This is a genomic window from Alteromonas sp. KS69, assembly GCF_003989595.1.
GTDB classification, from domain to species: Bacteria; Pseudomonadota; Gammaproteobacteria; order Enterobacterales; family Alteromonadaceae; genus Alteromonas; species Alteromonas naphthalenivorans.
Window position 1 is genome coordinate 78,412 of the sequence record NZ_PYHU01000014.1, and the last position, 11,921, is coordinate 90,332.

Below are 11,921 nucleotides of genomic sequence, written 5' to 3' on the forward strand. Positions count from 1 at the left end.
ACTAAAAATTCTTCAGTGCACGCTTCTTATCGCTAGACGATAAACCCCCACATTAAGTATTTTTTAGCGTATCGCAAAACCAAGTATGATCATCAATAACTTGCTTTGCATAATGATTAGCACTACTGATTAGCGCACTATTTGTATGGTGGTTTAACGCTTTTACGGCGCTTTTCGCAAACCGTGTACTTCGCCTGTCACCACGACAATGGGCTAACGCAAGGGTGTAGCCGCACAGTTTAGCGAAATAACCAAAGTCTCCATTTCGCGCTTTATTTCCCATACCAATATCATGGGGATCTAATCCTACTTTGGCGTGGTGGCGTGAGCGAATTAACCAGTGTGCATTGTCCCAAATAACTTCATCTAGCAATAAATCTGGACGGCGCTGCATTCGTCGTTGGCTCCGTGCGGTTAAATGAGCAGGGTTCAATCGATTCACCGGACACACATTATCGAAGTAGAATAAGGGCGCGGCTTTTCGCTGTTGTTTTACCTCAACAATATGGCAATAACGAAAACTTTCAGCGTTATGCGGTTTTTTGGGGCCAACTAAGAAATAGAAACGGCGCATATTTACCGAACCGGTTCCGGCATTTTCCCTGCTGGTGATATCAACAATGTCATCATCCATATAGGGTGCGAATGCCGTTAACACCTGCTGATGTTCTGCTGGGCTCAGCGGCGTGTATTTATCGGTGATGTGTTTAAATTTTAGGCCATCCTGCGTTAAATGAACCGCTTTAGCTAGCGCACTTTTAGATTCGAACTTTTCACCGCAAGACGAACGTTCCAATGCTTTGCGATAGAATTTTTTCAATTTTCCATCAGGCTCTTGTTCCATTGCTTCATTGATAACCGTCGCATCTTCAGTTACGCGTTGGCATGTTGCCACGTACTCTTGAATGAAAAGAGATTGAGCATGTTTAACCTGGTGGGGGTCTACTGCAGGTTTTAACGGGTCTGGCATGTCTATCAAAAAGCGGCCTTCAGAAATACCTTTGCAATGAGCTTCTACCAGAGACAGTGAAGTAAGATAGCGAAGAATATCCCAATGCGCATAGCCAACACAGGCATCGTCAAAATCGTTCGGCGTAAAAATAACGGTGTCGCCGTGTGAGCCTTCCTCAGTGAGAAAACCAAAATTAGACGTATGGCAATCACCCATTACACTGGTCAGAGACATCGAAAAGCATGCTTCTGGCACTGGTAAGTGGCGATTTGCTAGGTCTGCATAAAATAGTTGTGCGCTACCGCGGTAAAATACAAACGGGCTTAAGGCCATTTTTAAATGTTTAGCTAAGTGGGAAGAAGGTCGGGTGCCATCAATTTTAGCAATTTCTTGATTAAGAAATTTCGCGCGATCCATAACTGCAATGCCGTTGTAACAATGATGGCGTTAACATTACCTTTATTGGTTTTTGAATGCGAGGCTTGCGTGGGGAGGTGGAATGTGAGAAATTTCGCTTGTTCGGGATTTTTGCGATTAATTTATATTATTGATTGGTAAATTTGATTGAAACATTCAAAAATACCAATTAGTTTTTTTAAAAAAACCGCGCTATTCTTATCACCAGTTTCAACGAAGTCGAGTTTAACCAAAACCGATTCTGGTTGGTTGCACTGGGCTTTGTAATATTTCGTACTATTTGTATTGGATAGGACTTTACTAACAATACAAAATTTATTCACTTAATGGAGAAAGTAAACATGGCATTAATTAACACTGCTATCAAACCGTTCAAAGCACAAGCATTTAAAGACGGCGAGTTCATCGAAGTAAGCAGCGAAGATATCAGCGGTAAGTGGGCAGTATTTGTTTTCTATCCAGCAGATTTCACTTTTGTATGCCCAACTGAGCTTGGCGACATTGCTGATAAGTACGAAGAGCTTCAGTCTCGTGGCGTAGAAGTATTCTCAGTATCTACTGATACTCACTTCACTCACAAAGCGTGGCACGATTCGTCTGACACTATCAACAAAATCAAGTTTGCAATGATTGGCGACCCTACTGGTGAAATCACTCGCAACTTCGATTGTATGCGTGAAACTATGGGTCTTGCTGACCGTGCAACATTTGTTGTTGACCCAGAAGGTATCGTTCAAGCGATGGAAATTACTTCTGAAGGTATCGGCCGTGATGCAGACGACCTAGTTCGCAAAATCAAAGCTGCTCAGTACGTTGCTTCTCACCCAGGTGAAGTTTGCCCAGCTAAATGGAAAGAAGGCGAAGCTACACTAGCTCCTTCTCTTGACCTAGTAGGCAAAATCTAAGCAACCGCTTAGCGCTTATAAGTAAGTATGGGAGTGGGTCTCCACTCCCTATCTAATTAATTTCCAATTCCTGCTTATATTGTTAGCCTGAAAAATGGTTGGCGGGGATCGGCGTGTCGAAAATAAGGCAGACTACCGTGTTAACTAAAGAAATTTTACAAGCGTTGAAAGGCTATGCTGAGTCAATGCAGAAAAACGTAACCTTCGTCGTACAGACCGGTGAACACAGCAAGCGTGAAGAGCTTGTGTCGTTTCTGTCCGACATTGCTGGTGTAAGTGACAAACTAAACCTTGAAGAGCGCGACACTAACGGTGTTTTACGCAGCTCAATCAGCTTTTTACTAGAAGCTGATGGTGAAGATACAGGCATTCGCTTTTCTGGTATTCCTGGCGGTCACGAATTTAACTCGCTTATCTTAGGTATGCTTCACGCATCAGGTACCGAGCTTAAAATTGATGACAGCGTAAAAGCGATTGTTAAAGGCGTTAAAGAAGAACTTAACTTTGAAGTTTTTATCAGCTTAAGCTGCCATAACTGCCCAGAAGTCGTTCAAGCGCTTAACCAATTTGCACTACTTAATCCAAACATTACGTCTGAAATGATTGACGGTGGATTGTATCAAAACGTAGTAGCAGAACGTGATATTCAGGGCGTTCCAAGCGTTTACCTTAATGGTGAGCTATTCGCTAATGGTAAGGTCGATGCATCGGTTCTTATCGATAAACTTATCGAACGTGACCCTTCGCTAAAAGAGGCGAACAAGGGTGAGTCGTTACCGCTACAAGACGTTACCGTAATTGGTGGTGGTCCAGCGGGCGTGGCATCAGCGATATACAGCGCACGTAAAGGTTTAAAAGTGACTGTGGTTGCCGATCGTTTCGGTGGTCAAGTGAAAGATACAATGGGTATTGAGAACCTTATCTCGGTATCTAAAACTACCGGCCCTGAGCTAGTAGGTAACTTAATGGAACACATGAACGATTACGATATTACGCTTAAAGAGCACGTTCGTGTTGATTCTGTAGAACAAGGTAATATTAAAACTATTACGCTTTCTTCTGGTGAGCAAATTCGTACTCGTTCAATTGTTGTTGCAACAGGCGCACGTTGGAGAGAACTTGGTGTGCCAGGTGAGAAAGAAAACGTAGGTAATGGCGTGGCGTACTGCCCACACTGCGATGGTCCTTTCTTTAAAGGTAAAGACGTTGCAGTTATTGGAGGTGGCAACTCGGGTATTGAAGCGGCACTTGATTTAGCGGGTATTGTTAAATCGGTAACGGTATTTGAATTCATGCCAGAACTTAAAGCTGACCAAGTACTGATTGACCAAGCTGAAAAACGTGAAAATATCACGATTATCAGAAACGCAGCGACGCATCAAATCACTGCTGAGAATGGAAAAGTTAATGCTATCGAGTATCAAGATCGCAATACTACAGAACTCCATACTCTCCCGCTTTCGGGTGTGTTCGTACAGATTGGCCTAGTACCAAACAGTCAATTCATGGAAGGCGTGGTTGACATGAGTAAGTACGGTGAAATCGTTATCGATACTAAGTGCAACACGTCTGCACCAGGTATATTTGCAGCCGGTGATGTTACAACAGTACCTTACAAGCAAATCGTTATTTCAATGGGCGAGGGTGCAAAAGCGTCATTAGCAGCATTTGAATACTTGCTAAGCCACGAAGTCATAGAGATGGACGAAGAAACACAAGCTGCCTAATTATTATTTCTAATAATTAGCGCAATACATAAGGCCGACTTACTCACGTAAGTCGGCCTTTTTTATGAAGAGAATTTCGCGCTATTTATCCTCAATAAAATATCAAATAGGAATAATTATTGTTTTCATTAGCCGCTGTTTTTTGGTAATTTATACATAACATCAGTTGATCAGAAAACGCGTAATAAAACCTTACAAGGCTAAGCATTAAACCTGCCGGGTGACGGCTATTTTTCGCTTGCCGAGCGTTTAAACATTTCAGCACCAATAAAAATATATAAAGGTAAGTTATGTTCATGTTATTTGCCGCAAGCGGCCTTTCTCTAGCCTCTATAGCGGCAGTCTATCAAAGTTGGCGGCGTCAAACTGGCCCTATGCTGTATGTGGGGATAGGCGTTTGGCTTCTATCTTCTATAGCCTGGTCACTCTCTGTGGGTTGGGAGTTTGGAGTACTATACGCGTTATGTTTGCCCGGCCTTTTGGTGTGGCCGTTTATTGCAATGAATCAGTCTCACATGGCTGTACCGCTTCAAATCCCCCAGCCCAGAAAACTAGACTTTTCTCCTCGCACATCAATTCAGCATGCTTTGCACTACATCGTAGTTTTGCTGCTGTTACTGGTATTTAGCGTTGTTGCATCACTAGCGATTTGTGCATTATTACCGATGGATATAACAGGGCAGTTAGCTACCTGTATGGTGATATCACCCATCATTTGGGGGCTTGCAGTTTACCACTACCTAGCTACATCGAAAAAAATTAAAACGGTTGGCGGCTATCTTGTAGCAACAGCAGTAAGTGTAGCAATACTGATGGCAATGCCAATTTAGGAATTAAAATGAACAAAGCGACAAAACAATCAGCCCTAAATGCACATAGCTGGGTTGGCGTATTTTTAAGCGTACTCCTTTTTTTGGTCTGCCTGTCAGGCACTATCGCCGTATTCCATTTAGAATTTGAACGGTGGGAACAACCGCATATTCCCGAGTTTGAATCCGTCGAGGATGGGGCAGTAGAAAAGGCGATGGACAGCTTTTTAACTAAGCATCCCGAAGAAACAGATCATCTATTTGTGGTGCTCCCTACATCAGGTATTCCAAGGTTGGTAGTAGAGAACGACCACGCCGCATACTTTGCAGATGAACAAGGTAATTTGCTTGAAAAAGAAAATGTAGCCTTCACCCAAATGTTGGTGGATTTACATTTGTACCTCAACTTACCGCATAGCTGGGGGATGATACTGGTGAGTGCCTTAGGCGCCATAATATGTACCCTTATCATCACAGGAGTTATCGCCCATAAGCGTATAGCGAAAGATGCGTTTAAACTTAGAAGAGGCGGCAATGGTCAACAAAGCCAAATTGATTTGCACAATCGCTTTGGCCTTTGGGCATCACCATTTCATTTAGTCATTGCAATAACAGGAACCTATTTTGGTTTAGCCGGTATCGTACTGGTGCTAGTGGCACAATTAAATTATGGCGGTGACAGGGATGCGGTAATAAACCAAGTATTTACCCCCGACCCAGTCATTGAAGCGCAAGAAGGTAAACCAGCGATAGGTAAAGCCATCGCGCAAATGGAAACCATAGCCCCAGAAAACCCGCTTATATTTGTGACTGTTCACGAGGTGAACAAACCTGAACAGTTCATTGAAATTTATGCACAAGTACCTGGGCGAATGATATACGGTGAAGCATATCGATTTGATACCGCAGGTAATTATTTAGGCACTGCCGGTTACGACGATGGCGCATGGGGTAAGCAATTGTTGTGGGCTGTTTATCGCCTTCACTTTGGCGACTTTGCAGGAATACCGAGTAAAGTACTGTATTTTGTTTTGGGTATCATGCTAACCATGCTGTGCGTATCGGGAATGGAAGTGTGGTTATCTAAAAAAGCGCATCCTGTGTTGGCCACGCGTTTGTGGTATTGCACGGTATGGGGCAGTGTGAGTGCATTGGCGTTCACGGCAATAGCAGATATGTTCTTTTCAGGTTCGTTAATTGCAGTATTCTGGGGACTAATGGTGTTAAATGTAGCACTTACGGTGGCCATAAAGCGGCTTACCAAACCAGTGTGGCTGATAATTTCAGGTATCAGTGTGTTATTGCTTCTATTTATTTATAGCGCTGTGAACGGAGAACATGCACTTTCGGTGGCATCGTTGCAATTAAACATACCCATGCTGATTTATGTTGTATGGAGTATTTTACGAGGTAACACTTTACTTAAGCGTGAAACTCTAATGTCGGATTTTCAAAAAGAAAATCAAACAACAACGCACAATATAGATGGTAATGGCGACAAGAGCGCATCAGTATCGACTGAAACGCAATCGCCCATGGCTTAATACACTGTACAAACACGACTGCATTGGTAGCGTTAACTAATACAGCGTGGCTTTTACTTAGGTTAAATAACCAAAATGTGAAAGCCGCGCTGTATTGTGTCTACATTTCGTTTCTTTTATCTTTATCTCCACTTCCGCCTCCATCTCCATCTCCATCTCTACAGTCATCTTTGACTTAGCCTTAACGCGATCACTTGTTCTTTTTATTAAACATCCATTTACCTACTTAGTGGGCATTGATTGGTCGTGTTTTAACTGCCTATAGCTTTCAACCATATTGAATAATCACCAATCTGAATTTAACCCCAGGTTGGGAACATGCTATTGCTACAGTTATACATTTTCAGATGGAATTAATAAGGGTAGTGCATGCGAATTTTAGTCATAAGTGCTTTGATAGCCGTGATGGGGTATTTACTACTTTGGCCTGTACCGGTTGAACCGGACGCATGGAATGCCCCACAAGACAAAGGCTATAGCGGCGTTCATCACGTCAACGATAAGCTATCCTTCGCCCATGCTATAGCCCTGAGCGAATCAACAGCCCTGAGCGAATCAACAGCCCTGAGCAATAAAGAAGCCACCACAATAAAAAGAGAATACGGCCCAGAAGATTTTGCTCTGCGAAGTGATGGTACTATCGCCACGGCCACGCATTATGGCACTATCATGCTATTAGCACCCAACGATACCCACTTTACACCTTGGGTTAACACGGGCGGGAGGCCGCTTGGGTTGGAGTTCGATGCCAGCGATAATCTTATTGTGGCAGATGCTTATCTGGGGTTACTTTCTATTTCGCCATCAGGTGACATTACCTTGCTAACTGATACTGTTGATGGCACGCCCATAGTGTACGCTGACGATGTAGATGTGGCAGAAAATGGCATGATATATTTTTCTGACGCCACCACTAAATTTAGTGCAAAAACCTATGGCGGAACACTTAGCGGCAGCTTGTTAGAAATTTTAGAGCACAAAGGTAATGGCCGATTACTCGCGTACAATCCAAATACCAACGTCACTACTGTTTTAATGGATGGGTTAGTCTTTGCCAATGGGGTTGCTATCAGCCATAACCAGCAGTATGTTTTGGTGAACGAAACAGGTAGCTACCGAGTGTTACGTTACTTCATTGCTGGGCCCAAAACAGGTTTGGTGGATGTGTTTATCGATAACTTACCCGGCTTTCCCGATAATATTGCCACAGCACCCGACGGTGGCTACTGGGTAGGGTTTGCTTCACCGCGTTCCGCCTCGTTAGACGATTTATCAAACTCTCCTTTTTTGCGTAAAATAGTACAGCGCTTGCCTGCATCATTGCGCCCCAAAGCAAAAGCCTACGGCCATGTAATAAAATTAAATAAACAAGGCAAGGTGACAAATGACTTACAAGATCCAAGTGGAAATTATCCACTGACAACAGGGGTGTTAGAAACGGCAGATATGCTATACATTAGCAGCCTAACAGCGTCGTATGTGGCGGTGGTTGAAAAAGCAAATTTACCAAAGGGAGAGGATGAATGAAGCGTAATTTACCTATAATGCTAACTGTTATTTTAGGTGTTTTTGGCAGTTTTTCTATTGCTTATGCCCCAGATACTTTTGCGGTTAATAAGAATGACACTGGCAAAGTGATTTCTGGCGACAGTTTCAAAACACAAGTGATCCCACAGGCCAAAGCAGCCATTGATGAAGGCGAGGGCTGGATATTCTATAGCTACCACAATGATGAAACCTTTGGTACTAGCCAATCATTAGCGGGTATGGCAGTTATTAAGCCCGGTGTAGAAATACACCCACCTCACGAACATAGTGACGAAGAGTTTCTATTGGTGACTCAGGGAAGTGGGGAGTGGAGCGTTGAAGGTGAAGTGTTTAAGGCTAATACCGGCGACATGCTATACGCAGCCCCTTGGGATGAACACGGGGTGAAAAATACCGGTGATATCGATTTAGTGTTTGTGGTATTTAAGTGGCACAGCAAAGGTATTGCTGTGCCTCCAAAAAGTGCTTACAAAAAATAACTATCAAATCGTTAGTATAAAGCGATAGGGGAAACTAGCGTTTTGCTGTTGGTTTCCCTTTTCGTTGTGAACTTGGCGTATTTTGCCCACGATTTTGTTCACCGTTTTTACCGGTGTTTTTGCCTCGGGCTTTACGTTGAAAACTTGGCGGTAAGCCAGTATGTTTCGTTAACCCTCGCTCGCCATTTCTTCCTTTCGCCGCTTTTTTGCGTTTCTCATCTGCGGTTTCCGGCGGCACCAAGTGCTGTGCACCACGGCCTATTAAATCTTCACGGCCCATACGCTTTAGGGCTTCACGAATTTGCGCGAAGTTCTTAGGATCGTGATAGCGCAGCATAGCTTTGTGCAAGCGTCGGTGTATTTCACCCTTAGCCGAAGGCACATCTTCACTGTCTTTTGTTACCTTGCGAAGTGAATTTACTTCGGTGTGGTACATAGTCGTTGCTGTGGCCATTGGTGAAGGATAGAAGTTCTGCACTTGATCGAGCTTAAACTTATTCTCTTTCAGCCAAATCGCCAAGTTCAACATATCGTCGTCTGTGGTGCCTGGGTGCGAGGCAATAAAGTACGGAATAAGGTATTGTTTCTTACCCGCTTCTTGCGAATATTTGTCAAACAACTCTTTAAAGCGGTAATAGCTTCCCATGCCCGGCTTCATCATTTTCGATAACGGGCCGTCTTCGGTGTGCTCTGGGGCTATCTTCAAATAACCGCCAACGTGATGTAGCGCTAACTCTTTTACGTACTCAGGATCTTCTACCGCCAAGTCGTAACGAACACCAGAAGCGATAAGCACTTTCTTCACGCCGGGTAATTCACGAGCACGACGGTACAAATCGATAGTTGGTTTATGGTCGGTATCCATATGTGCACAAATGCTTGGGTATACACAAGATGGACGACGACACGTAGCTTCGGCTTTAGGGCTCTTACAGCGCAAACGGTACATGTTTGCGGTAGGGCCACCTAAATCTGAAATAACACCGGTAAACCCAGGTACGGTATCGCGAATTTCTTCAATTTCACGAATAATCGAGTCTTCAGAGCGGCTTTGAATAATTCGCCCTTCATGCTCTGTAATAGAACAGAAAGTACAACCGCCGTAACACCCGCGCATAATATTGATACTGAACTTAATCATATCGTAAGCGGGTATAGTGGCATCGCCATACACAGGGTGGGGCACACGCTGATAAGGAAGGTCGAATACTGCATCCATTTCCTCTGTTTCCAAAGGCATGGCGGGTGGGTTTATCCAAATATGTCTGTCGCCATGGCGCTGCATTAATGCACGAGCACAACCAGGGTTGGTTTCTTGGTGTAAAATACGTGACGTGTGGGCATACAAGACTTTGTTATCTTTTACTGTTTCGTACGCAGGTAGCTTAACGTATACATTTTCCCAAGGCTTGCGGCGTTCCGGAGGCTGTATCACGACGGGCGCGGCTTCAGGCGCTTCGCTGTTTGCATTATCTTTATCTTGCGAGTCGCACTCAGGCTCCATTTGATAAGGGCTTGAGATAGGCTCGATTTTACCGGGGCGATCTAACGAGGTTGAATCAACCCCTTGCCACTCAGGTAGTGCTTCTTTCACGATAATAGCGGTGCCGCGTATATCGCGCATTTCATCAATAGTTTCACCCGCCGCTAAGCGGTGGGTAACTTCAACTAATGGGCGCTCGGCATTGCCGAAAAAGAGCATGTCAGCTTTGGAGTCGAACAATACAGAACGACGTACTTTTTCGCTCCAATAATCGTAATGGGCGATACGGCGTAAGCTAGCTTCAATACCGCCGGCAATAACAGGCGTGCCCTTAAACGCTTCACGGCATCGTTGTGCGTATACGGTAACCGCGCGATCTGGGCGTTTGCCGCCAACATTACCTGCGGTATAGGCGTCATCGTGACGAAGTTTTTTATCTGCCGTATAGCGGTTGATCATGGAATCCATGTTACCCGCTGTAACACCGAAGTATAAATTTGGCTTACCAAGGGTCATGAAGGCGTCTTTGCTCGTCCAATCGGGCTGAGAAATGATACCTACACGAAAACCGTGGGCTTCAAGTACACGGCCAATAACTGCCATACCAAAGCTTGGGTGATCTACGTACGCATCACCCGTCACTAAGATAACGTCACAGCTGTCCCATCCTAGGGCATCCATTTCCTCTTTAGACATGGGAAGAAACGGCGCAGTACCAAGGCAGTGCGGCCAATATTTAGGATAAGAAAATAGACCGCGATCGGCCTTAATGGTGGCTTGCATAAGATTCACATATAGCAGAGAAAAAAAGAATTAAGTAGGTCAGTACATCATCGTTCATATTGCTAATCGCAAATACAAAACTGCCAAGAGCCATAAATAGCCAAGAGCCAGAATAAATAGCCATAGGCGAGTATGAAATTGCTTAAAGCGAATATAAACATTGTAGACCGAACACCTATTATACCAGTACTCAGCAACCAAGGTATAGCGCTGTCGTTAAATTCACCGCCTTTGTTATACTGCATTGCTATATCAATTACGATAATAACGAGAAAATGTATGGCTTACTGGTTATTTAAGACAGAACCCGATGCATTCAGCATTGATGATTTAAATTCACGGCCTGACCAAACAGAACCTTGGGACGGGGTGCGTAACTACCAAGCAAGAAACTTTTTGCGCGATAAGGTCGCCGTTGGCGATCAGGTTTTCATCTATCATTCGAGTTGCAAAATAGTCGGTATCGCCGGGGTAGCAGAAGTAGTAAAGGCAGGTTCCCCAGATGAAACCCAGTTCAACCCTGAATCCAATTACTACGACCCCAAATCTACGCGTGAAAATCCGCGGTGGTTTCGGGTCGATGTAAAGTTTGTTGAAAAGTTTGAAAGTGTATTGCCGCTATCTGTTATTAAGGCAATGCCTAACATTACAGAAATAGGTTTGGTTAAAAAGGGCGGTAGGTTATCGATAATGCCGGTGGAAGAAACAGAATGGCAGCAGCTTTATACTACTGCCAAAATGAACTAAACCTGCTATATATAAGTAAATATTTATCTAAGATTTTATCTAAGATACCGGCGGCGTTTAAGCTGCTGGATATACTCTATTTGCCTAACGCAAAACGAGTATCTGCATCTCTTAATAAATAAAGGGCAAAACACGCCGCCCACATTGGCCATGCAGCGAAAAACAACATGTTGTTGAAGGCATCAAAGTATTGCGGAAATGACGACAAGGTTGACCCGCCGTGAAGTAAGAAAATTAAACCGTAGGTGTAACGCTTTGCGATACCGGCAACGAAAGCAAGAACCAGTGCCAACTGAAATGCACCTAAAATGTATACGGCTGTTTCTGGTACGCCACCAATTGAATAAAAATGTTCAAATATCTTTGCGCTATGTACAGGGTTAACGAATTTGTCTAATGTCCACACGAACATAACAATGAAAACAGAAACACGAAGGGCGAGTAGAGACCAACTGAGGCGATGGGAAATATCAGTGGTTTGATAATCATTGAGCCTCCTCCCTATAAGCATAAACTGAGTTTATCCT

General features: G+C 43.9%; 10 protein-coding genes. 7 read left to right on the plus strand and 3 right to left on the minus strand.

The features are described 5' to 3' along the window. Positions 1–52 precede the first annotated feature (52 nt). Complete coding sequence (locus C7Y69_RS11455) at positions 53–1,369, minus strand: DUF2252 family protein (protein ID WP_126872783.1); 1,317 nt, start codon at positions 1,367–1,369, stop codon at positions 53–55. Positions 1,370–1,710: 341 nt separating this feature from the next. Between C7Y69_RS11455 and ahpC the strand changes: the two genes are divergently transcribed. The 6 genes from ahpC to C7Y69_RS11485 all read left to right on the plus strand — a co-directional run bounded on the left by ahpC (position 1,711) and on the right by C7Y69_RS11485 (position 8,381). Further along, the gene (ahpC, locus tag C7Y69_RS11460) at positions 1,711–2,274 is read left to right on the plus strand and encodes an alkyl hydroperoxide reductase subunit C (RefSeq protein WP_013783827.1); all 564 of its coding nucleotides are present in this window, start codon (positions 1,711–1,713) and stop codon (positions 2,272–2,274) included. 137 nt (positions 2,275–2,411) lie between these two features. Then, positions 2,412–4,001, plus strand: a complete 1,590-nt coding sequence (ahpF, locus tag C7Y69_RS11465) for an alkyl hydroperoxide reductase subunit F (RefSeq protein WP_126872784.1) — start codon at positions 2,412–2,414, stop codon at positions 3,999–4,001. Between the two features lie 290 nt (positions 4,002–4,291). Continuing rightward, positions 4,292–4,831, plus strand: a complete 540-nt coding sequence (locus C7Y69_RS11470; RefSeq protein WP_244360237.1) for a hypothetical protein — start codon at positions 4,292–4,294, stop codon at positions 4,829–4,831. An 8-nt stretch (positions 4,832–4,839) separates the two neighbouring features. Beyond that, entirely contained in the window at positions 4,840–6,354 is a 1,515-nt protein-coding gene (locus C7Y69_RS11475) for a PepSY-associated TM helix domain-containing protein (RefSeq protein WP_126872785.1), read from the plus strand. A gap of 369 nt (positions 6,355–6,723) precedes the next feature. Beyond that, positions 6,724–7,881: an SMP-30/gluconolactonase/LRE family protein gene (locus C7Y69_RS11480; protein ID WP_126872786.1), complete on the plus strand. Its 1,158-nt coding sequence runs from the start codon at positions 6,724–6,726 to the stop codon at positions 7,879–7,881. Then, positions 7,878–8,381, plus strand: a complete 504-nt coding sequence (locus C7Y69_RS11485) for a cupin domain-containing protein (protein WP_126872787.1) — start codon at positions 7,878–7,880, stop codon at positions 8,379–8,381. Before C7Y69_RS11480 ends, C7Y69_RS11485 begins: the two co-directional genes overlap by 4 nt. A gap of 34 nt (positions 8,382–8,415) precedes the next feature. Here C7Y69_RS11485 and C7Y69_RS11490 read toward each other — a convergent pair whose 3' ends face one another. Continuing rightward, the gene (locus tag C7Y69_RS11490; protein ID WP_126872788.1) at positions 8,416–10,647 is read right to left on the minus strand and encodes a YgiQ family radical SAM protein; all 2,232 of its coding nucleotides are present in this window, start codon (positions 10,645–10,647) and stop codon (positions 8,416–8,418) included. Between the two features lie 279 nt (positions 10,648–10,926). Between C7Y69_RS11490 and C7Y69_RS11495 the strand changes: the two genes are divergently transcribed. Further along, positions 10,927–11,394: an EVE domain-containing protein gene (locus C7Y69_RS11495; protein WP_126872789.1), complete on the plus strand. Its 468-nt coding sequence runs from the start codon at positions 10,927–10,929 to the stop codon at positions 11,392–11,394. 76 nt (positions 11,395–11,470) lie between these two features. On the opposite strand, the gene C7Y69_RS11500 is transcribed toward C7Y69_RS11495, so the two are convergent. Next, positions 11,471–11,905 carry a hypothetical protein gene (locus C7Y69_RS11500; RefSeq protein ID WP_126872790.1) on the minus strand — a complete coding sequence of 145 codons (435 nt, stop codon included), beginning with the start codon at positions 11,903–11,905 and terminating at the stop codon, positions 11,471–11,473. Between the last annotated feature and the right edge of the window lie 16 nt (positions 11,906–11,921).

Coding starts and splice junctions, on each gene's coding strand:
- C7Y69_RS11455 (WP_126872783.1), bottom strand. CDS start 1,369: ATGGATCGCGCGAAATTTCTTAATCAAGAAATTGCTAAAATTGATGGC.
- ahpC (WP_013783827.1), top strand. CDS start 1,711: ATGGCATTAATTAACACTGCTATCAAACCGTTCAAAGCACAAGCATTT.
- C7Y69_RS11470 (WP_244360237.1), top strand. CDS start 4,292: ATGTTCATGTTATTTGCCGCAAGCGGCCTTTCTCTAGCCTCTATAGCG.
- C7Y69_RS11475 (WP_126872785.1), top strand. CDS start 4,840: ATGAACAAAGCGACAAAACAATCAGCCCTAAATGCACATAGCTGGGTT.
- C7Y69_RS11480 (WP_126872786.1), top strand. CDS start 6,724: ATGCGAATTTTAGTCATAAGTGCTTTGATAGCCGTGATGGGGTATTTA.
- C7Y69_RS11485 (WP_126872787.1), top strand. CDS start 7,878: ATGAAGCGTAATTTACCTATAATGCTAACTGTTATTTTAGGTGTTTTT.
- C7Y69_RS11490 (WP_126872788.1), bottom strand. CDS start 10,647: ATGCAAGCCACCATTAAGGCCGATCGCGGTCTATTTTCTTATCCTAAA.
- C7Y69_RS11495 (WP_126872789.1), top strand. CDS start 10,927: ATGGCTTACTGGTTATTTAAGACAGAACCCGATGCATTCAGCATTGAT.
- C7Y69_RS11500 (WP_126872790.1), bottom strand. CDS start 11,905: ATGCTTATAGGGAGGAGGCTCAATGATTATCAAACCACTGATATTTCC.